The following is a 22,843-nucleotide window of genomic DNA, read 5'->3' as shown; positions in this document are numbered from 1 at the left end:
TTAATATACGACTTCCTTTCCTTGTCTTGCAGAAATATAAATCCCCTCTAAAATCTTCATAATTTCTACCCCATCCTCAACAGGTGCCACTGAATCATATTGGTGAAGACAGCAATCAACAAACGTATTGATTTCATTCTGAAAGGCTGTTACAAAATCAAAAGATAGATCGTTAATTTGAGGATGAATATTTAAAATGGTGTTATGCTCCTCGCTTACTATTTTCAGCTCAGGCTCTAGTTCTGCACCCCCATTTGTGCCATATAATTTAATGCTCATTTCATCTTTTATGGCATGTAGCGTATAGGAAACATCCACCATTAATGAAGCCCCGTTCTCAAATGTTATAAGGGCGTTCGCTAAGTCCTCAACTGTATTTTTAGTAGCATCATAGTCTGCCGCTTTATAAAAAGATAAATGTTCAATATGATTTCTATTTCCTAATTGATTATAGGTGTGACCTGTTACACGCTTCACTTTCGGTCTCCCCATTAAGTACCAGCATATATCAATAACATGGACACCTAAATCTATTAATGGGCCACCACCAGATTTATCGATTTCTGCAAACCAACCTCCTGGATTACCTAATCTTCTTAAGCAAGAAGCTTTCGCATAATAAATATCGCCTAATTTATTATCATCTATGAACTGTTTCAGCACCTTTGTGTTCGTTGCAAAACGTCTTACATAGCCGACCTGAAATACTTTACGATGTTTTTCGGCAACCTTTTGGATGTTTAATGCCTCCGCATAAGTCATAGATAAGGGTTTTTCAATAAGTACATGTAAATCATTTTCTAAAGCGAGAATGGCTAGGTCTGCATGTGTATTATTCCATGTACAAATACTGACAGCTTCTACATTTTTATCTGCAAATAATGCCTCTTTAGAAGAGAAAACATGAGTGGCTCCAAATTGAGCAGCTTTTGCTTTCCCCCGCTCATTAGAAGTATCATACACACCATATAACTCAACTGATGGATTTTTCATATAAGAGCCTAAATGATAATCCGAAATAGAGCCTGTTCCGATTACACAAACTTTTAATTTGTCCATGTTCTTCCCTCCTTAAAGCTTACATTCATCCCATAAACGACGAACATTATCCATCCCTATTTTTGAACCAACCTGACAATCCTCCATACCTTCAAACTCCACCGTAATATAACCATCGTATCCATAGCCTTTGACAAGCTTAATAATTTCTCGAATATTAATATCACCATGTCCGACAATTGCTCCTCGGATGTAATTGTTATGAACTGTACGGAACCATTCACCATCACCGGGATTTTCAAAATAAGGGCGAATATAAAAATCTTTAAAATGCACGGTAGCGGCATAGGATATATTTTTCATAACACCAATAAGAGGCTCTTCATCTATACATAAAAAATTCCCGATATCTAATGTAGTTTTAAAATTGTCTCTGTTAACGGCTTGAATTAATTGTTGTACACGATCACTTGTTTGAACATTAAAGCCATGATTTTCAATAGTTGTGGTGATATTGAATTGTTTCGCATAATCTGCGATCAATTGACAGCCCCTAACCATTTCATCAAAATGCTCATTATAATAATGGATGGTTGTTTGCTCCTTTGGTAAAGTAAAAAGTGTAACGTCATGGCGCATAATTTTGATACCCATACGATGTACAACATCTACGTGTTTCTTTAAGCGCTCCACTTCTTCAAAAAAGGCTTCCTCAGTCTCATGAATAAAGTTTGCGGGTAATGAGTAGGCAGATAACTCCAACCCTAGCTCCGCAGCTTTCTCTTTTATTTGAGTGGCGAGCTCATCATTATCTACTATTGTGAACTCATAAGGCACTAACTCAACATGCTGACCACCATTGTCCGCTACCCATTGCAAAACATCCAGAACACTCATTTCCCCCTGCTTCATTTTTTTGACCATACTGTATGTGCTTAAGCCTACTTTCATTTAAAACATCTCTCCTTTTCAATTGACAAAGTGACAAGCAACACTTTGCTCTTCGTTAATTTTTTTCATTTCCGGAATCGTATGCTTACATATATCTGCTGCAAAGGGACATCTTGTATGGAAGGTACAACCGGTTGGCGGATTTTTAGGATTTGGAATATCACCTATCAACACTTTCTTTTTCTTTCTTAACATTGGGTCTGCAATCGGTACAGAGGCAATAAGCGCTTGTGTATACGGATGCTTAGGATTATTAAAAATCGCTTCTTTTTTTCCGATTTCTACGATTGTTCCTAAATACATAACACCAATATAATGACTAATATGCTCTACAACACTTAAATCATGTGAAATAAAAAGATAGGATATTTTATATTCTTGCTGCAATTGCTTTAATAGATTCAAAATTTGTGATTGTATAGAAACATCCAATGCTGACACAGGCTCATCAGCAATAATGATTTTAGGTTTTGTAATTAAAGCACGTGCAATCCCTAAACGCTGTCTTTGTCCACCACTAAACTCATGTGCATAACGATCAGCATGATCAGCATTCAAGCCAACTACTTCAAGCATTTCGAGTACTAGCTTTTCACGCTCGGCTTTTGATAGCTTTGTATGAATTTCTAGTGGTTCACCAACTAATTCTTTTACTTTCATTCTTGGATTTAAGGAGGCATAGGGATCTTGAAAAATCATTTGTACAGTTTGTCTTAGATGCTTTAACTCAGATTGCTTGGCAGTAGCCACTTCTTTTCCATCGACAACGATACTTCCACTTGACGGCTCTATTAGTCTAGTGATTAGCCTGCCAGTTGTTGATTTCCCGCAACCACTCTCTCCAACTAAACTAAATGTTGTTCCTTCTTCTATTTCAAATGAAACATCTATTACAGCATTAACATGTTGTCTTTTTTGAAATAACCCACCCGCAATTTGAAAGCTCTTTTTTAAATTCTCCACTTTTAAAATACTGTTAGGCATTGATTTCCACATCCTTTTTCACATATAGCCAGCAGCTACATTGACGAGTAGCTGAAATTTCCACTGTCGGCGGACATTCCTGATGACATATAGACATCACTTGATGACAGCGCGGAGCAAATTTACAACCTATCGGCATATGTTGCGGAGATGGTACATGACCACTGATAGAATCTAATACTTCCTTTTTCTCACCAATTTTTGGCACAGATGCAATTAAGCCTTTCGTATAAGGATGCTTTGGACTTGCAAATAATTCAAAGACATCTGCTTCCTCTACAACCTGCCCTGCGTACATCACGACCACTTTATCGCACATTTCGGCCACAACGCCTAAATCATGTGTGATTAATAAAATAGCTGTTTCATTTTCTTCCTTTAACTTTTTCATTAACTCTAAAATTTGCGCTTGTATCGTAACATCTAGTGCAGTAGTTGGTTCGTCAGCAATAAGTAGATTGGGGTGGCAGGCCATCGCCATAGCAATCATCACTCTCTGCCGCATTCCCCCTGATAGCTGATGTGGATATTCATGAATGATTTCTTCGGCTCTTCCTATTCCTACACTCTTTAACATTTGAATGGCATGATGTTTACTTTCACCTTTTGGCAGCTTCAAATGCATCTCAATTGCTTCCATTAGCTGCTTACCAATTTTTAAAACGGGATTTAAAGAGGTCATAGGCTCTTGAAAGATCATCGCCATTTGTTTTCCACGAATTTTCCGAATATCGGATTCAGACATGTTGGTCAAATCTTCCCCATTAAAATGAATAGAGCCATTGACAATTTTGCCTGTAGTTCCATGAAATAATTGCATAATAGATAAGGACGTTAAGCTTTTCCCACTGCCTGATTCTCCAACTAAGCCCAATATTTCGCCTTTACGAATCGAGAAATTGACACCTCTTAATATCTTGATCTCTGTTTTATCACGCATAAAGGACGTTTCTAAATCTGTTACTCGTAATACATGTTCTGTCATAGGCATTCTCCTTAATTATTTTTAATTTTCGGATCTAATACATCTCGTAATCCATCGCCTATTAAGTTAAATGCTAGTACGGTTAAAAATATAGCTATACCTGGCATGATGACTACATGAGAAGATGTTCCTAAGTAGTCGCGTCCACTACTTAACATTACTCCCCACTCGGGCATTTCAGGACTCGCTCCTAAGCCTAAAAAACTTAAGCCAGAAGCTGCTAAAATAGCTGTTCCTATACGCATTGTGACAAAAATAATTAGTTCACTAATCGTTTCAGGAAAAATATGCTTCCACAGCACTCTTACATGAGAGGCCCCCATTGATTGTGCGGCTTCTACATATACATTTTCTTTCGCATTCAATGTAGCACCACGTACTAAGCGTGCAAAGGATGGCACACTAAAAATCATGACAGCGATGATCACATTGTTAATCCCAGGACCAAGTAATGCGACAATGGCAATGGCTAGCAATAAATCAGGAAATGAAAACAATACATCACAGCTACGCATAATAACTTTGTCTATCCAACCACCAAAGTAACCACTAATTAAGCCTAAAATAGTCCCTAGGATTAAGCCTAAAAATACCGCGCTAAAGCTTACCATTAAGGAGATTTTTGCCCCTACAATTAAACGACTAAAAATATCCCGACCATATTCGTCTGTTCCCGCTAAATGACTGGCACTCGGTCCTTCTAATAAGGCATCATAGTTTGGTTCAAACGGATCATAGGGTGCAATATAAGGACCAATGATAGCAATTACAATTAGCAACCCTATAAAGATGCTTGCTAACAATGCAGCCTTTTGCTTTTTAAAAGACTTCCAAAATTCCTTAAGAGGAGAGTATTTCCTTTGTGTTTTTTGCACTTGGCTATTTTGCACCGTAGTTGGTGAAGTCATCCTGTTCCCTCCCTTAAGAATCTAATTGAATTTTAGGATTTAACACTGTATAGAGCACATCTACGATTAAATTTACTAAAATAAATTCAAACGCAAATAATAATAGAGCTGACTGAATAACAGGATAGTCTCGGAATGCAATCGAGTCGATTAGAAGACGCCCCATCCCCGGAAAGCTAAAAACGGTCTCGACTACCACTGAACCCCCTAGTAGAAAACCAAATTGTAGGCCGGCGACCGTCACTACAGAAATTAAAGAGTTTCGTAAAGCATGGGTCACTATGACAGAGTGTTCCTTCAGACCTTTTGCTCTCCCAGTTCTTATAAAATCCGCCTGTAACGTTTCGAGCATAGAAGATCGAGTAAATCGTGCAATCATTGACATAATACCTGCCCCTAAAGTTAGGGAAGGTAAAATATAACTAGAGAAACCATCTAACCCTCCTGTTGGGAATAGCCCTAGCTGTACTGAAAATAATTGAATTAATAATAGTCCCAACCAAAATCCAGGAATCGAAATGCCAGAAACTGCTGTTACCATTCCGAAATAATCAGGCCATTTATTTTTATTGATGGCAGAAAAAACGCCAATCATTAAACCTATTAATGTAGCCCAAAACATCGAGAGAAAGGTAAGCTGAAGAGAGGGCATAAACCTTGTTTTAAACATATCAATCACGGGTAGACCTGTTGTTAAGGACGTGCCAAGCTCACCCGTCATTAGATTTTTCATATAGTCTACATACTGTTTTAAAATAGGCTTATCAAGACCCAATTCATGACGTACTTTTTTAACATCCTCGATCGTGGCATCCTTACCCGCTACTAATCGCGCAGGATCTCCTGGTATGAAATGAATAAATAAAAACGTTAATATTGAAATAACAATTAAAATCGGTATCATTTCAACAATTCTTCTTGCTGTATATTTCCACATGACGATCTCCTCCTTTCTATTTTGTAGAAAAGGAATTGACCTACATCAATTCCTTTTATTGCGTAGCATTACTCAACTTTTGCATTCTTCACATCGAGCCCACCTGTTGGATTTACTAATACACCGCTGACATTTGAACGTACACCATATACAACCTCATCTACCCCTAAGAAAATCCAAGGTGTATCTTGGTAAACGATTTCCTGTAATTTTTCATAGAGCTCAGCTTGGCGGTCTACATCTGAAATGGAGTTAGCCTCATCCATTATTTGATCTGCCTCAGTGTTATGATAATAGGCTGTGTTCGCACCATTTGGCGGGAATGATACACTATGGAAAAGTGGTTTTGTCGCATTTGTTATATCAGAAGCATAAGCTGACCAGCTCACATACCACATTTGTAATTTTGCATCATCCGGTGTTTGAGCCCCGTAAATCTCATCTGACAAAGTACCTTCTTCCATAGATTTAATCGCAACTTTGACACCGATTTGTCCTAACTGCTGTTGGATAAACTGCATTCCCTTCATCGTATCCGAGTTCGTATTTCCCCAGATTTCAATATCGAAGCCATCAGGATATCCAGCCTCAGCCAACAAGGTCTTTGCTTTTTCTATATTGTGCTCATACATTTTTTGCTGTTTATAATAAACTGTTTTGGAAGGAATAATGGAGTCTAGCGGTAAGCCTAGACCTGCATTAACAACCTTTAAATATGCTTCTTTGTCCACCGCATAATTAAATGCTTGTCGAACCTTACTATCATTCAACGGTTTTTTATACGTATTTAAGGAAACATAATGAGCGATTGTTGAAGGAACTTTATTAACTTCTACATCTTTATGGTTAGAAAGCTCATCGATATTTTGAGCAGGTACAGGATAGATAACCTGTGCATCCCCAGCTTTTAACATCGCCACCCGAGATCCGTTTTCTGGGACTGGTTTATACGTAATTTTAGATACACGGTCACCGCCACCCCAATAGCCATCAAATTTTTCAATGGTTAAATGATCTCCTTGTACCCATTCAACAAATTGATAAGGACCTGTACCTACAGGCTGATTAGGAATATCTACTACACTTTCTTTAATCATTTTGGGACTTATCATTTTAGCCACTCCGAATCGTGTAATCATCGGTCCATATGGTTCTTTTAAAGTCACTTTAATGTCATAGTCTCCTAATATTTCAACATGACTGATTAAGCTAAAACCACGTGAATAAAGGCGTAAGCTTTCATCATTCATAATTCGTTCAATATTGGCTTTTACAGCTTCTGCATTAAACTGCTCCCCGTCATGGAAAGTGACCCCTTCTTGCAGCTTAAATGTATACTCCAGTGCGTCTTCACTGATTGTATAATCTTCTGCTAGCACCTTAATTATTTGTCCATCCGCATCGAAGCCCAGTAACCCCTCTAACATCGTCTCCTGAACTGACCCCGAATTGGTATCTCCTGTGTTATGTGGATCCATAGAAATAAAGTTTTCATTTACAGCGATGACCAATTCATTTTTTGAACTAGCTTTACCTGAATCTGTAGTAGATTTTTCCCCAGTGTTTGATGCGTTAGAATTGTCTTTCTCTGCGCATGCTGCTAAAAGCAACGTACATAGAATTACAAAAACCAATTTTTTAACATAATTCATCTCATCTACTCCCTTTGTAAAAATATATAATAATACCTCCTAATGGCTTCATTAAGAAATATAATTACTAAAATTATTTATTTTCTCCACTGATGAAAATAAATAGGCAAAAAAATAAACTATACTTCATTACGATAAGACAATTCAATTAGAGGAAGACATTGCTTTCTCAACTTCACAATTGCTTTTCATCAGAAACTATAGTTCAAGCGACAAGATTTATTTATTCCACTGCTGAAAATAAGTAATTAAAAAAATATCCCCTTCCAGGATCAAGGACACTTTCAATGTATAATTATCAGAAAATTTATTATTTTTTAACAACTATAAACTACAGTTCACTTTTTTTCCAGCATTATTTTTATAAATTTAATAATTATTTTTACCGAGCATTCATTTCTAGTTGTTTAAAAAGGTTCTAAAAGCCCTTACTTCTAGGCCTTTAGAACCAACATCATTTATTATAGCTTTCTTATACTCTCAACGACCACATCAAGTATACGCTGAAGATCCTCTTGAATAATATTAAGTGGTGGTGATAGTGTCAGAACATTATTAAAGCCCGCTACTGTTGCCCCATTTTTCCCAATGATCACCCCTTGTTCTTTGCATGCAGCAATAACAGCATTTACCTTCTCCACTGGTAAAGGTTCTTTTGAGACTTTATCTACTACTAACTCAATCCCAATTAATAAACCTCTGCCCCGCACATCTCCTACATTCGGATGATCCTGTAAATTTTCTTGCAATGTTTGTAATGTGGCCTTCCCCATCTCCTTGGAGCGGTCGAACAACGCTTCTTGCTCTAGAATTTCAATATTTTTTAATGCAACTGCACATGCCACTGGAGAGCCCCCAAAAGTATTGACATGGCGGAAATAGCCATAGGCATCTGTGCCAGTGAAAGCCTCATAAATTTCACGTTTTACGGCAGTTGCTGATAATGGTAAGTATGCGCTCGTAATCCCTTTAGCCATTGTAATAATATCTGGTTTCACACCATAATTCATAAATCCAAATGGCTTACCTGTTCGACCAAAGCCACAAATAACTTCATCCACTATCATTAAAGCTCCATGCTTTTTGCACACTTCCTCTATGCCTTTTAAATAGTTTTCGGGAGGCATGATGACACCGCCACCTGTAATAATTGGCTCTAAAATCATAGCTGCAATCGTATCGCTCAATTCCCATGTCATCGTTTTATCGACAGCCCTTACGCTCGCTAACTCTGATGGTGCAACAGTATCATCTTCATGTTCACGGTATTGATCAGGCGGTGCGACATGGATAAAGCCTGGAGACAATGGCTCGTATTTATATTTCCGTTCCGCTTGCCCTGTTGCTGCTAATGCCCCAAAGGAATTTCCATGGTAGGCTCGGTAGCGAGAGACAATCTTATAGCGGGAGCTTTGCCCTTTTTGCTGGTGATATTGTCGCGCTATTTTAAAAGCTGTTTCATTCGCTTCTGATCCGCTATTAGAGAAGAAAATAACGTACTCCCCACCAAGCAAGTCATTTAGCTTTTCAGCTAGCTGTACGGCTGGTAAATGTCCCTGCGATAATGGTGCATAGGCATTTTTCATCATTTGCTCATGTGCGGCATCTGCCAGTTCCTTACGTCCATAACCGACATTTACACACCATAGCCCTGCCATGGCATCAATATATTCGATGCCATCCGTATCTATTATTCTTGCACCATCTGATTTTTCCACTACATATGTTGCTTGTGGATTGTAGGGTTTCATTGAATGCCATACATATTGCTCATCCTTTGCTAAAACATCACTTTTAAGATTGGTCTGTGTCATTGCCGAACACCCTCTCACTTATTTTTTAGTCGATTAGCTTTTTGCATCGTTATTACTTGGGAAGGCAAAGGAGCTTGTTGCATCTTCCGTTTCATCCGGCCAACGCTCTGAGATTGTTTTCGCCTTTGTAAAGAATCTCGCTTGATCTGGACCGAACATATGCCCTTCACCAAACTTAGAACGCTTCCACCCGCCGAAATTATGGTAGCCGACAGGAATTGGAATTGGTACGTTAACCCCTACCATGCCCACTTCAATTTCTTCTTGGAATTTACGAGCAGCTGCACCACTGCTTGTAAACATCGTTACTCCATTACCAAGTTCATGGTCATTAATTAAATCAATGGCCTCTTGTAATGTCTCCACGTGCACTACTATACGTGCTGGACCAAAGACCTCCTCTTTAAAGATGGTCATATCAGGCGTAATATTATTGAGAAGTGTTGGCCCAACATAAAAACCATTAGATGTTTCACATACTTTAGGATTTCGTCCGTCAATAACAAGATTTGCCCCTTCAGTAACAGCCCCATCAATATAGCTGATAATCGTTTCTTTCGATTGTTGGGTAATAACTGGGCCGAAATCGACATCTTCTTCTGTATAAGGACCTACCTTTAGCTGTGAAATCTTCTGCTTCAATATGTCTGTAAAACGTTGCTCTGTATCTTGACCAACAACAAGCGCTCCAGAAATCGCCATACAGCGCTGTGATGCTGCCCCGTACGCCGCACCTAAAAAGGCGTTCGCAGTTTGCTCCAAGTTGGCATCTGGCATAACAATCATAAAGTTCTTACCTCCACCAAAAGCAGCCACACGTTTATTATGCTTGGTTCCCGTTTGATAAATATATTCGGCTACTGGCGTAGAGCCTACAAAGGAAATGGCTTGAATCTCTTTGTTTTCTAAAAGCTCATTGACCGCTTCTTTATCGCCATTCACTACTGTCCAAATACCATCCGGAAGTCCCGCCTCTTTCCATAGTTGACTTAAAAATAATGCAGAATGAGGAACGCGTTCAGATGGCTTTAAAATAACAGCATTCCCTACTGCCACAGCCATACTTGTAATAGCTAAAGGGACCATAACAGGGAAATTAAAAGGCGCAATCGTTGCCACTACACCGAGTGGTGATTTAGCAGAAAAAGCATTAATATTGCCACCTACATTGACGGAATACTCCCCTTTTAGCAATTGTGGGGCACTAATCGCCATATCTACCGATTCAATCCCTCGAATAATTTCGCCCTTCGCATCCTCTTTAGTTTTCCCGCTTTCCTGACAAATCACTTCAATAAGTTCTTCCTGTTTTGTTACTAACAATTGACGGAATCGATGTAAAACCTCAACCCTCTTCCCAATGGACACCTTTTTCCATGCAGGAAAGGCTTCCTTAGCATGTTGAATGGCCTGCTGTACTTCGTCTTTTGAAGCAAGTGGGACTCTCGCTATCGTTTCACCTGTTGTTGGATTATACACATCTGAAAACCTTCCACTAGTACCAGCTACCTCTTCCCCTTTGATAAAATGTGTTAGCGTTTTCATTTTTTGTTGTACTGTCATCATTTAACCTCTCCTTACATGGGATTATTGTTCAAAATCAAATTCTTCTTTGTTAAAAATAGAGCTTGATTCATCGACCTGTTTTATCACCTTATTCCTTTGCGTAAGTAAATAAAAAATCATGACCACGGCAACGACAACACATGTAAATAGAATTTGTGACCGCATAGACTCAATAAAGAACATGGCTATTAATAAAGCAGTTGTAGCTACTATTGTGAAATACGTTAGATACGGGAATAGCCACATCTTCACCTTTAATAGCTCAGGATTTTCGCGTTCAATCTTTCTACGCATTCTCAATTGTGAAAAGGCGATAATTAAATAAAGAATTAACGTAATAGCACTACAAGAGCTTAGTAAAAACATAAATACTTTATCTGGTGAAACATAATTCATAATAACGGCAATATAAGAGAAAAATGTTGCGGCTAAAATAGCATTCACAGGTGCACCATTTTTATTTAATTTCAAAAAGGCTTTTGGTGCCTCCCCCTTCTCTGCTAAAGAAAATACCATTCGTGATGTTGCATAAAGTGCAGAATTTAGACACGATAACACAGCTGTTAAAACAACAAAATTCATGATTTGTGCGGCGGCAGGAATACCAATATAATCTAACACTGCTACATAAGGACTTGTTAAAATATCAGAGGAGTGCCAGGGCAATAGCGTCACAACAACAGTTATTGAGCCCACATAGAAAATTAAAATGCGCCAAGTAATCGAATTGGTAGCTTTTGTTACAGCTGCTAACGGTTCGTCTGACTCACCAGCAGCGATAGCGACAATCTCTGTCCCCATAAAGGAAAAAATAACAATGACAACACCCATTAGTACAGCGCCAAAGCCGTTTGGTAAAAATCCACCCTGCTCAACTAGATTTGTCAAACCGACAGCGTTAAAGTTTGGGGCTATACCAAAAATAATGAATGCGCCTAAACCTAAAAAAACTACTATACTTGCAACCTTAATAAGAGAGAACCAATATTCAAATTCGCCAAAGGCTTTTACAGAAAGAACATTTGTTAAAGTAAGTGCTACGGTTAAAAGTAAACTTAAGAGCCATAAAGGAATTCCGTCATACCAATATTGAATAATGGCCGCTGCTGCCGTCGCCTCTAATGCAATAGCTATGACCCAGAAAAACCAATACAGCCAGCCAATCATAAAGCCTGCCCATGGACCAATTGCTTCATGGGCATAATGTGCAAACGACCCACTCGTTGGATTGACAGCCGCCATCTCACCTAACATACGCATCACTAAAATGACAATAATTCCTGCAAATATATACGATAATATTGCTCCTGGACCCGCCAGGTTAATGACTGAGCCACTGCCCATAAATAAGCCAGCCCCAATTACACCCGCTATCGCGATCATCGTCATATGCCGTTTCTTTAATCCTCGTTGTAAATGCGTTTGTTGCTCCATATCTGTCACCTCTTTTATTAGATTGGATTATCGCTTACAAAAATCTTACATGTTTCATATCATTGAAGTAATAGACAAACTGTAAATTTCTATACAATTGTTTTAAACATAATGTAAAATAGACTAAATATTCTTAAAATATTAATTTATCTGAATTTACAGCTGTTTAATAACACGAAAGAGAAATAATAGATATACAAAACGGAGAAGATGTTTCAAAAGGAGGAGCTATATTGAGCCAATTCCAACTTAAAGTACTTCATGTGTTAGAAAATAAATACTTTCAGAATGCAGAGGTAGTTGCAGGTCATGACGGGCTATTAAGAATCGTTAAGTGGGCACATGTTCTTGAAATAGTCCATGTAGATAATTTTTTAGTTGGAGAAGAGTTGGTGTTAACAACGGGGATCAGTCTTCAACATGGCATCGAAGATTTTATGACGTTTATTGAATCTTTAATCGATAAAAATTGTGCTGCTCTTTGTATTGAGTATGGCTCTTCTATTCAAGTCGTTCCAGAAGCAATACTTGCCATTGCAAATCGTCATCAGTTCCCGATTATTGTTTTTCATGAAGCCGTACCTTTTGTTCGCATTACACAGGATTTACATAGTCAAATTATTAATCAGCAATATTTAATGATTTCGACACTAGAATCCTACTCACAAACTTTAAATAAAAATACGGTCTTAGGCCAAAACACGGATGATATTTTACAAAATATGTATAACGAATTGAAAACACAAATTATGTTTTCCATTAAGGGACGGGAACCTATCTTTTTTCCCAACATGACAAAAAGTAACCGTCAGCAATTATTAGCTTTGAATAAATATGCTCAGCAATTTAAACATGAGCCCATCTTTATTTTTGATCAACATTATGCAGATTTAACGATTTTTCGTGAAGATGGACTATTCTCAGAGTTTGAATTATTAATTTTAGACCGTACAGCAACAGCATTAGCGCAATTATTAATGCGAGAGTTCTATATTGAGGAGAAAAAGAATATTGAGGACGCTTCGATTTTAGCTGATTGGATCGACCAAAAGCTGAACAGGGAGGAAATCTATAAATTTATCGTTTCTCACTATACCAACTATTCACAATCTAGTGGGGCTGTCTTTGTTTTGGCCACCCCCAATACAGTAATGAAAGCGCAGGAGGATATTGTCTATAGTAAACTTTATTATCGTAATCTCTTTGAACAGCATGGCTTTATCCCATTTTTATTCGAAAGAAAAAGCTATGTCATTTTTATTTTACTTCATACAAAAGATGGTCGAGCGATTCGTGAAATACTAAATAGCATCTTTACCTCACTGCCCAAAACTGAATTTTATAAAAAACAGCAAACTCAAGGGTTTCAAATAGCGGTTGGTAAAGTTGTAGCTGATGTACAAGAAATCTCCAAAAGCTATCAAACTGCATTAGAAACATTATATATTTGCCGCAAAGTGCAAACTTCCTCGTTCTTTTATGATGATTTGCATTTGTATCATTTAATCTATAAATTACAAATGCAGGTGAATTTAAAGGAAGTTATAAACGACTATTTACAGCCAGTTATTGAGTATGATGAAAAATATAACAGCAAGCTTCTTGAAACATTACAAGTCTATTTACAATCAAATGGCTCCAAGCAGCAAACGGCTAACCAATTGTTTATCGTTCGTCAAACACTGTATCACCGCTTAAAAAAGCTTGAAAGTTTACTCGGGGAAAATTTCATGAAGGGTCATAATCGCATTACACTGGAATTTATGCTCCTTGCAAACTCCTTAATTGATGACAAGAGTTAAAAAATAGGCACGTTCAAGAGCTCTCCCCCTTCAACGTGCCATCTCATTATCCTTTCACCACAACATCTTGATAAAGTCCTGGTCGACGATCATCGTATACAGGAATTCTTCCACGTACTTCATCAACTATGGAGAAATCCACATCAATTACTGCTACTTCCTCGTCTTCAGCACCAACCCAAAGCACCTCACCCCATGGCTGAATAATCATCGATTGCCCATTAAAGTTTTCTACTTTTCTCGAAATACGGTTAACTGCTATAACAAAGCATTGGTTTTCAATCGCTCGCGCTTGCAGCAATGTTTTCCAATGATCAATTCTAGGTGTCGGCCATTGAGCTGGTACAAACAGCACCTTTGCTCCTTGGAGGGCATGTGCACGTAACCACTCAGGGAAACGAATATCATAGCAAATGACACCAGCTGCCTCAATAGGTCCTAGCGCGAATCGATTCATATCATCTCCCGCTTCTAAGTAAAGATGCTCGTCCATTAAACGGAAAAGATGGGCTTTGCTATATTCCCCAACAAGTAATCCATTGTTATCAAATGTATACATCGTATTGTAAAACTTGTCGTCCTTTTTTATTGAAACGGAGCCACCGACAATATGTACACTAAGTTCCTTCGCTAAGTTAGCTAAAAATGCCTTTGTACGCTCACCGTTAACATCTGCCAATTCTGGTAGCTTCTCTAGTGCGTAGCCCGTATTCCACATTTCCGGAAGCACAATAATTTCTGCCCCCAGTTTTGCGGCTTCACGAATCTTGTCCTCTGCCCGTGTAAAATTTTCTTCTACTTTGCCGAAGCCAACGTTTAACTGAATACAACCGATTTTCATATTCATTCCTCCTCTAGACAATTAACAAAAAAAGTACTACTATTTGCTTCATATTCTTCAATAATAATTATTATATTCTGAAAAAGGTGATCATGCATGGAATTCTCTAAAAAACTACAGCAATTACCCACTCAATTTTTTGCGGCGCTTGTCCAAAAAGTAAACAATGCCTTGGAAGAAGGTCGTGATGTGATTAATCTCGGGCAAGGAAATCCCGACCAACCTACGCCCACTCATATCATTCAAGCATTGCAGGAAGCAGCTGAAAATCCTCAAAACCACAAATATTCGCCTTTTCGTGGTATCACCGAATTACGTCAAGCGGCTGCCGACTTTTATAAACGAGAATATGATGTGGAGATTGATCCTGATACTGAAGTAGCGATTCTTGGTGGCACAAAAATTGGTCTTGTTGAGCTACCTTTGGCTGTGTTAAATCCAGGCGATACGATGCTATTACCCGACCCGGGCTATCCAGACTACTTATCTGGTGTTGTATTAGGTGATGTTAATTTTGAAGTGATGCCACTATTTGCTGAGAATAATTTCTTACCTGATTATGAGGCCCTACCTAAAGAAGTTAAAGAAAAAGCCAAGTTACTTTACTTAAATTACCCAAATAATCCTACGGGTGGTACCGCTACACTTGAATTTTTTGAAGAAACCATTCGTTTTGCTAAGGAGCATAATATTATCGTATCACATGATTTTGCTTATGGTGCAATTGGATTTGATGGCAATAAACCTATTAGTTTCTTACAGGCAAATGGTGCAAAAGAAGTTGGAATCGAAATGTACACATTATCAAAGACTTATAATATGGCAGGTTGGCGCATAGGCTTTGCTGTAGGTAATGCTGATTTGATTGCCGCGATTAATCTTATTCAAGATCATTTATTTTGTAGTCAATTCCCTGCTATTCAACACGCAGCAGCTATTGCACTGACCTCTTCGCAGGAATGTGCAGATGAGCTAAGAGCTACCTATGAGCGTCGTCGAAATGTTCTAATCGAAGAAGCTCATAGAATTGGCTGGCAAGTAACGGCACCAAGGGGCTCCTTCTTTGCCTGGCTCCCTGTCCCATTAGGTTTCACTAGCGAACAATTTGCCAATATTTTGCTCGACAAAGCTGATATTGCGGTAGCCGCAGGAAATGGCTTTGGTCAATATGGAGAAGGCTATGTGCGTATTGGCTTACTTGTAAGCGAGGAACGTTTACGAGAAGCCATGCATAGAATTGAGCAATTAAAATTATTTTAACATGGAACAAAATGGAGTCCTGTAGCTTTCACTAGCTACAGGACTTACTATTTTTCAATTTTCCTTGGAAGATCTAACTCCTGTTCTAATGGATAAAATTGTACGTGACCTGTTTCATCATCCAACTGACGGATATGCTGAATGCCTTGAACTTCTGCCAGCACTATATCTGCTGTTATGACGATATTTCCACCCTTTATAAAATGACCGCCTGAAACCACTCCCCATTGATCACTCATGGAACCATGGAAATGCGTTTCATATTGTGCATCACGCTTACAAACAACTCCTGAACCTTGGATAAACTCGAGTGGCCCCTCCTTCTCGACCACATCACTAAATTGAACTTTAATGTGAGAAGTTTCATCAGGTACTAAATAAACAAAGCTACTTTTTTGAAAACTACCAATACAACTAATAATGGTTGCTGAATCAATTTTATTCTCTTCACAAAGTGCCTCAATTCCTTCAATGATGTCTGTCCCCATGAGAAGACGAGCACTAATCACCTTACCAAATGAACCTATGCCATAATTAACTCTTACGGACAATCTTCTCCCTCCTTCGCGACAAAATATTATAACAATATAAAAAATTTTAAAAATATTTATTGACTTACTATACCCTATAAATTATATTAGTTCTATCGGAAATACAAAAATATAATATGAATCTCTTATCAAGAGTAGCTGAGGGACTGGCCCTATGAAGCTCGGCAACCTCCTTTTACGAAGGAAGGTGCTAAATCCTGCAAACGAAATTCGTTTGATAGATAAGAGAGGACTTTTTTTCATGAGCCTCTCTTAATTTGTAAGAGAGTTTTTTTTATTTTCAAAAACCGATAAAACAATTTTTGGAGGTAGTTTTCATGAAGAAGAAAAATAAATTTTTAGTAGGTTTAGCAAGTCTTACATTAGTAGCAGCACTAGCGGGCTGTGGCTCTAAAGAAGATAGCAAAGGAAAAGGCGAAGCTATCGATGAAAATAAAATTGTTGTGGGTGTCACTTCAGGACCTCATGAGCAAATTGCAGAGGTAGCTGCTAAAGTTGCAAAGGAAAAAGGTCTAGAAGTAGAACTAAAATCATTTTCTGATTATGTTTTACCAAACACATCCTTAGCAGAAGGAGATCTTGACGCAAACAGCTATCAGCATAAACCTTTCCTCGATACATTTAATAAAGATCACGATACAGATTTAGTACCGGTTGGCAAAACAATTTTAAATCCAATGGGTATTTACTCTGAAAAATATAAATCATTGGATGACGTTCCTGAAGGCGCAACATTTGGCTTACCGAATGACCCAACAAATGGAGCCCGTGCTCTCTTTGTTTTACAAGAGGCAGGCTATATTAAATTAAAAGATGGAGCGGACTTAACAGCATCTGTTCGTGACGTGGAAGAAAACAAAAAGAATTTAAAATTCATAGAATTAGAAGCTGCACAAATTCCTAAGCAGCTTAGTGAAGTAGATGTAGCTGCTATTAATACTAACTTTGCGCTGGAAGCTGGCATTAATCCGCAAGAGGACTCTATTCTTTTAGAATCTACTGACTCTCCATATGTGAACTACATTGTCGTTCGTGCAGAAAATGAAAACGACCCAACGATTAAAAAGTTCATTGAGGCTTATCAATCTGATGAAGTGCGCCAATTCATTGAAGAGGAATTCAAAGGTTCTGTAATCCCTAGCTGGTAATACGTGTGATAAGCTAAAGAATCTGCCATATTTCCACTATGGAAACCGTGCAGATTCTTGCTTTTTAGAAGTTAAGAAAGGAGCAATCAATCTGATGATTCAATTACAAAATATTTCAAAAGAATATAAGACAAAAAAAGGCAGTATTAAAGCTGTGGATGGAATCAATCTTCATGTAAAAAAAGGGCAAATTCATGGTGTAATTGGGTATAGTGGTGCCGGTAAAAGTACGCTGATTCGTTGTGTTAATTTACTAGAGCGTCCTTCAGCAGGCAAAGTCTTGATAGACAATGTGGATATTACTACCCTTTCACTTCATGACTTACGTCAAACACGACAAAAGATTGGTATGATTTTTCAACATTTTAATCTCTTAAAGACAGCGACAGTTTATAACAATATTGCAGTTCCTTTAAAGCTACTTGGTTATAACGAAACAGAAGTCAAAAATCGTGTGGCTAAATATGCGGAAATTGTAGGTTTAACAGAAAAGCTAGATAGCTACCCTAATCAGCTTTCAGGTGGACAAAAGCAACGTGTCGCTATTGCACGCGCTCTAGCGCAAGAGCCAGAAATTTTACTTAGTGATGAAGCAACAAGTGCGCTTGATCCTGAGACTACAGAGGCTATTCTTGAACTATTGTTAAAAATTAATCGTGAATTAGGAATTACAATCCTACTGATTACACATGAAATGAATGTCATTCAGAAAATTTGTGATGAGGTATCTGTTCTAGAAGCAGGGAAAGTAGTTGAATTTGGTACGGCTATCGAGCTCTTTGCAAAACCACAACACCCTACTACAAGAAAGTTCTTAAGTACCATTTCACAACGTAACTTAACTCCTTCTCTTATTGAGCAGTTAAATGTTTCTGGTAGCGTCATTCGTTTAACATTTCTTGGAGAAAGTACTGGTAAGCCATTATTGGCTGAAGTCACCAAAGTATATGATGTACAACCAAACATTTTAACAGCCAATATTATTGAATTAAAAAACGGCATTGTTGGTAATATTGTGGTGCATTTAAACGGAGAGCCCAACATTGTTCAAAAGGCGCTAACCTATTTTGCAGAGAATGGCGTTACTGTGGAAGAGTTAGGAGGAGAGATCCATGAGTAATTTCTTTAATGATTGGTCAGAGGTTATTGGCAAAGCAATTATCGAAACATTTCAAATGGTCGGAATTTCATTATTCTTTTCCATTCTAATTGGTATACCTTTAGGGCTTTTAATAGTTTTAACACGACCTGGTCAATCCTTCGAAAATAAATTTTTCTATCAATTTTTTAATCTAGTCATTAATATAATCCGCTCAGTGCCATTCATCATCTTACTATTCTTCATTTTACCTTTTACAAAGGTTATCGTCGGTACAACGATTGGCGTTAAAGGCGTTATTGTTCCGCTTGTAGTTTATACGGCTCCTTATATTGCACGACTGATGGAGTCAGCGCTTTTAGAAGTTGATTCGGGCGTTGTCGAAGCCTACACAGCTATGGGTATTAAACGTCGGCATATCATTTGGCATGTATTATTACGCGAAGCACGCCCATCCATTATTTTAGGCTTAACAATCGCTACAATTGGATTGATTGGTGCAACTGCAATGGCGGGAATGGTTGGTGCTGGCGGTTTAGGAGACCTAGCTTACCGTTATGGTCATTTACGCTATGAGGTAGATGTCATGTATGCAACTGTGTTTATTTTAATCATCCTTGTACAAAGCATACAATCCATAGGTAACCGCATTTCAGCCAAATTGAAGAAAGACTAGGAGGAGGATATCCATGTCAACTGAGATTTATGTAGAGAAAAACGGCTATATCGCAACGCTAGTGTTAAACCGTCCTGACAAACGAAATTCTTTATCGAGAGCAATGTTCCAAGCCATCATAGACGAGCTAGAACAGTTACGTACAGAGACGTCTATCAAGCTATTAATTGTGCGTGGTGTCAATGAAGTCGCCTTTTCCTCGGGTGCTGATATTAGTGAGTTTTTAGATATTCGTTATGCTGCGGATAATGCTAAAGCCTATAATGATCTAGCTTTAAAGGCCATTGATGCCCTCTATAAATTCCCGCATCCTACGATTGCCATGATTCAGGGTTTAGCGATTGGGGGCGGCTTAGAGTTAGCCAATGCTTGTGACTTTAGATTGGCGACACCAAAGAGTAAGCTTGGCATTACCGCTGCGAACATTGGGATTGTCTATAATCTTGAAAGCACTAAACGTCTTATTAATATTGTTGGTGTCGCGAAGGCTAAAGAGATTTTATACACAGCAAACATTTTTACAGCAGAGGAAGGCAAAAGCATTGGTTTGATTACTGCCCTTCATGAGCCGCAGGAAATTGAAAATGGTACTATGCAATTTGCTGAGCATCTTTTAAATAAATCATCTATTGCCAATGCAGGTAGTAAAAAAATAATTCAGGCTATTGTGGATGGAGAAAATGAAGAGAGTGATGAACTGGCTCAATTAATTCTCGATTCATTTAGTTCTGATGATTATAACGAAGGTATTCAAGCTTTTTTAAATAAAAGAAAGCCTATTTTCAATAAATAAGTGAGGTAGTAACGATGACTAATACAACTGATGGTGACCTACTCTTAAAAAATATCACTGCCCAAGCCCCCTTCCCCATTTGCTTTGCAGATTTAGAAAAAGCAGTAGCGGAAAAAATTCCAGCTGGGCCATTCGGCTACATTCGCTCAGGTGCTGGCGGTGAACAAACATTACGTAATAATCGTTCAGCTTTTGAAAAATACTCCATAGTTCCCCGCTTCTTAAATGATGTTTCAAACGTTCATACATCCATTAATTTGTTCGGGAAAACATATCCAACGCCATTGCTCTTTTCCCCTGTCGGCATGAACGGAATGGTTCACGAGGAAGGTGAACTTGCCGCTGTACGCGCTGCCCAGCAATTAAATATGCCATATATTCAAAGCACAGTCTCCACCTATGCACTCGAAGATGTTGCCGAAGCTGCCCCTTCAGCAACAAAATGGTTCCAATTGTATTGGTCTACAAATGAGGAAATTGCATTTAGTATGGCCGCACGAGCAGAGTCAGCAGGCTTTGAAGCAATTGTTTTAACAGTCGATACAGTAATGCTTGGATGGCGAGAAGAAGATGTACGCAATCAATTTTCACCATTAAAGCTAGGCTACGCAAAAGGAAATTACATAAATGATCCTGTCTTTATGGCTTCTTTGCCTAATGATTCATTTGAATCGTATGTACAAGGCGTCTTGCAAAATGTCTTCCACCCTACACTCAATTGGGAGCATGTTCGTGAATTAAAACGACGTACAAATCTTCCTATATTATTAAAGGGAATTTTACATCCTGAAGATGCAAAGCTAGCCCTTGAAAATGGGATTGACGGGATTATCGTATCGAACCATGGCGGCCGACAATTAGATGGTGTTATTGGTTCACTTGATGCCCTCCCCGCCATCGTGAGTGCTGTCAATGGACAAATCCCTATAATTTTAGATAGTGGTGTATATCGCGGGATGGATGCCTTAAAAGCACTTGCTTTAGGAGCTGATGCCGTAGCAATTGGGCGTCCCTTCGTCTATGGCTTAGCCCTTGAAGGACAACAAGGTGCCGAAAAAGTGATGACAAATATCTATGATGAATTAAAGGTTTCTATTGCATTAGCAGGCACAACCTCCATCGAAGGGTTACGTACGATTACATTAGTCAAAAATGATGGGACTGAGGTTAAATGAAACAGGCATTAGAGGGATTAAAAGTTGTTGATTTATCACAAGTATTAGCGGGACCTTATTGCACAATGGTCTTAGCTGATATGGGCGCAGAAGTTATTAAAATTGAGAAATATCCAAATGGAGACGACACCCGAGCAATGGGCCCGTTCGTTCATGAAGAAAGTCATATGTATATGATGGTTAATCGCAATAAAAAAGGTGTATGTCTAAATTTAAAAACGCCAGAGGGCTTGGCTTTATTCAAAGAGCTTATCCAATCTGTTGATGTACTTGTGGAAAACTATCGACCAGGTATTACGAAAAAGCTAGGGATTGATTATGATACTTTAAAAGCCCTTAATCCAGGACTCATTTACTGCTCTATTTCTGGCTATGGACAAACGGGTCCTTATAGCCAAAAAGGTGGCTATGATATTATGGCACAAGGTCTAAGTGGCTTAATGCATATGACTGGAGAACCTCAGGGTCGACCTGTAAAAGTTGGCTTTGCTGTCAATGATATTGCCGCTGCCCAAACGGCCTTACAATCTATTTTAATGGCCTATATTTATAAGCTGCGAAGTGGTGAGGGGCAATATATCGATGTTTCTTTAGTAGAGTCTGGGCTTGCTTGGACTGTTTGGGAGGCCGCTGCCTACTTTGGTCAAGGCGAATTACCCGAGCGAACAGGAACTGCCCATCGAGTTTCCGCACCCTATCAAGGCTTTAAAACACAGGATGACTATATTTTAATAGGTGCTGGCAATCAAAAGTTATGGGAAATTTTTGCGACAAAGGTTGTCGAACGACCTGATTGGTTAGACAATCCCCTCTTTATTACTAACTATTCACGTGCTCAGCATGTAAAGGCGTTAGAGGCAGAAATTGAAAGTGAATTAGAGAAACATCCAGCAACCTACTGGCTGGAGCTTTTAGATGAACACGGCGTACCATCCAGCCCTATCTATTCCTATGACCAAACCTTAAATGATCCCCATATTTTAGAGCGTGGTATGGTCTTGTCCTATGACCATCCAACTGCTGGTCCCATGAGAACACTAGGTTTCCCAGCAAAATTCTCAGGAACGCCGGGTCAATTAACAAGTGCAGCGCCAACTTTAGGACAGCATAATGAAGAAATTTTGCAGGCCTTAAACATCACTGATCATGAAGTTCAGCAGCTAAAAAAAGCAAATGTAATACGCTCAAAATAAGAAGCCCTTTATTTTGACAAGCTATCGATTACTTTTTGGCGGGCTGTCCGTCACTTTCCTCAGGCTATCAGTCAC

At 38.6% G+C, this 22,843-nt stretch carries 20 protein-coding genes and 1 riboswitch; of the genes, 8 read left to right on the top strand and 12 right to left on the bottom strand.

The window, feature by feature from the left end; all coding sequences use genetic code 11:
* The 10 genes from PI85_RS14780 to PI85_RS14735 all read right to left on the bottom strand — a co-directional run bounded on the left by PI85_RS14780 (position 1) and on the right by PI85_RS14735 (position 12,230).
* A complete protein-coding gene (locus PI85_RS14780; protein ID WP_036122884.1) occupies positions 1–1,059 on the bottom strand; it encodes a Gfo/Idh/MocA family protein in 1,059 nt (352 codons plus the stop codon).
* A gap of 12 nt (positions 1,060–1,071) precedes the next feature.
* Entirely contained in the window at positions 1,072–1,950 is an 879-nt protein-coding gene (locus PI85_RS14775) for a sugar phosphate isomerase/epimerase (RefSeq protein WP_036122882.1), read from the bottom strand.
* Positions 1,951–1,968: 18 nt separating this feature from the next.
* The gene (locus PI85_RS14770; RefSeq protein WP_036122879.1) at positions 1,969–2,934 is read right to left on the bottom strand and encodes an ABC transporter ATP-binding protein; all 966 of its coding nucleotides are present in this window, start codon (positions 2,932–2,934) and stop codon (positions 1,969–1,971) included.
* The gene (locus PI85_RS14765) at positions 2,927–3,919 is read right to left on the bottom strand and encodes an ABC transporter ATP-binding protein (protein ID WP_036122876.1); all 993 of its coding nucleotides are present in this window, start codon (positions 3,917–3,919) and stop codon (positions 2,927–2,929) included. The genes PI85_RS14770 and PI85_RS14765 overlap by 8 nt, the downstream gene beginning before the upstream one ends.
* Before the next feature lie 11 nt (positions 3,920–3,930).
* Positions 3,931–4,827, bottom strand: a complete 897-nt coding sequence (locus tag PI85_RS14760) for an ABC transporter permease (RefSeq protein ID WP_008176071.1) — start codon at positions 4,825–4,827, stop codon at positions 3,931–3,933.
* 13 nt (positions 4,828–4,840) lie between these two features.
* Entirely contained in the window at positions 4,841–5,764 is a 924-nt protein-coding gene (gene nikB / locus PI85_RS14755) for a nickel ABC transporter permease (RefSeq protein WP_036122873.1), read from the bottom strand.
* Between the two features lie 68 nt (positions 5,765–5,832).
* A complete protein-coding gene (locus PI85_RS14750) occupies positions 5,833–7,416 on the bottom strand; it encodes a glutathione ABC transporter substrate-binding protein (RefSeq protein ID WP_036122870.1) in 1,584 nt (527 codons plus the stop codon).
* Between the two features lie 461 nt (positions 7,417–7,877).
* Positions 7,878–9,230, bottom strand: a complete 1,353-nt coding sequence (locus tag PI85_RS14745) for an aspartate aminotransferase family protein (RefSeq protein ID WP_036122867.1) — start codon at positions 9,228–9,230, stop codon at positions 7,878–7,880.
* Between the two features lie 33 nt (positions 9,231–9,263).
* The gene (locus PI85_RS14740; protein WP_036127574.1) at positions 9,264–10,793 is read right to left on the bottom strand and encodes a CoA-acylating methylmalonate-semialdehyde dehydrogenase; all 1,530 of its coding nucleotides are present in this window, start codon (positions 10,791–10,793) and stop codon (positions 9,264–9,266) included.
* Between the two features lie 24 nt (positions 10,794–10,817).
* Positions 10,818–12,230, bottom strand: a complete 1,413-nt coding sequence (locus PI85_RS14735) for an amino acid permease (RefSeq protein ID WP_036122864.1) — start codon at positions 12,228–12,230, stop codon at positions 10,818–10,820.
* A gap of 233 nt (positions 12,231–12,463) precedes the next feature.
* On the opposite strand from PI85_RS14735, the gene PI85_RS14730 reads away from it, so the two are divergent.
* Positions 12,464–14,032 (top strand): PucR family transcriptional regulator, encoded by a 1,569-nt coding sequence (locus PI85_RS14730; RefSeq protein WP_036122862.1) that lies wholly within the window; start codon positions 12,464–12,466, stop codon positions 14,030–14,032.
* Positions 14,033–14,078: 46 nt separating this feature from the next.
* Here PI85_RS14730 and PI85_RS14725 read toward each other — a convergent pair whose 3' ends face one another.
* The gene (locus tag PI85_RS14725) at positions 14,079–14,873 is read right to left on the bottom strand and encodes a carbon-nitrogen family hydrolase (protein WP_036122859.1); all 795 of its coding nucleotides are present in this window, start codon (positions 14,871–14,873) and stop codon (positions 14,079–14,081) included.
* A 96-nt stretch (positions 14,874–14,969) separates the two neighbouring features.
* Between PI85_RS14725 and PI85_RS14715 the strand changes: the two genes are divergently transcribed.
* Entirely contained in the window at positions 14,970–16,133 is a 1,164-nt protein-coding gene (locus PI85_RS14715; RefSeq protein WP_036122856.1) for a pyridoxal phosphate-dependent aminotransferase, read from the top strand.
* A 47-nt stretch (positions 16,134–16,180) separates the two neighbouring features.
* On the opposite strand, the gene PI85_RS14710 is transcribed toward PI85_RS14715, so the two are convergent.
* Positions 16,181–16,684, bottom strand: coding sequence for a PPC domain-containing DNA-binding protein (locus PI85_RS14710; RefSeq protein WP_036122853.1), 504 nt, complete (start codon positions 16,682–16,684; stop codon positions 16,181–16,183).
* A gap of 122 nt (positions 16,685–16,806) precedes the next feature.
* Positions 16,807–16,912, top strand: a riboswitch (SAM riboswitch).
* A gap of 89 nt (positions 16,913–17,001) precedes the next feature.
* Here PI85_RS14710 and PI85_RS14705 point away from each other — a divergent pair.
* The 6 genes from PI85_RS14705 (at position 17,002) to PI85_RS14680 (ending at position 22,768) form a co-directional block, all read left to right on the top strand.
* Positions 17,002–17,832 (top strand): MetQ/NlpA family ABC transporter substrate-binding protein, encoded by an 831-nt coding sequence (locus PI85_RS14705; protein ID WP_008176091.1) that lies wholly within the window; start codon positions 17,002–17,004, stop codon positions 17,830–17,832.
* Between the two features lie 94 nt (positions 17,833–17,926).
* The gene (locus PI85_RS14700) at positions 17,927–18,952 is read left to right on the top strand and encodes a methionine ABC transporter ATP-binding protein (protein WP_036122847.1); all 1,026 of its coding nucleotides are present in this window, start codon (positions 17,927–17,929) and stop codon (positions 18,950–18,952) included.
* The gene (locus PI85_RS14695; protein ID WP_036122845.1) at positions 18,945–19,607 is read left to right on the top strand and encodes a methionine ABC transporter permease; all 663 of its coding nucleotides are present in this window, start codon (positions 18,945–18,947) and stop codon (positions 19,605–19,607) included. Before PI85_RS14700 ends, PI85_RS14695 begins: the two co-directional genes overlap by 8 nt.
* A 13-nt stretch (positions 19,608–19,620) precedes the next feature.
* Positions 19,621–20,400 (top strand): enoyl-CoA hydratase/isomerase family protein, encoded by a 780-nt coding sequence (locus PI85_RS14690; RefSeq protein ID WP_036122842.1) that lies wholly within the window; start codon positions 19,621–19,623, stop codon positions 20,398–20,400.
* A gap of 14 nt (positions 20,401–20,414) precedes the next feature.
* Complete coding sequence (locus tag PI85_RS14685) at positions 20,415–21,575, top strand: alpha-hydroxy acid oxidase (RefSeq protein WP_036122839.1); 1,161 nt, start codon at positions 20,415–20,417, stop codon at positions 21,573–21,575.
* On the top strand, positions 21,572–22,768 hold the full coding sequence (locus PI85_RS14680; RefSeq protein ID WP_036122836.1) for a CaiB/BaiF CoA-transferase family protein: 1,197 nt from the start codon (positions 21,572–21,574) through the stop codon (positions 22,766–22,768). The genes PI85_RS14685 and PI85_RS14680 overlap by 4 nt, the downstream gene beginning before the upstream one ends.
* Positions 22,769–22,843: the final 75 nt, after the last annotated feature.

The sequence above is a fragment of the Lysinibacillus sp. A1 genome (assembly GCF_000801965.1).
Lineage (GTDB): Bacteria > Bacillota > Bacilli > Bacillales_A > Planococcaceae > Lysinibacillus > Lysinibacillus fusiformis.
This window is presented reverse-complemented; position numbering and strand designations above follow the sequence as displayed.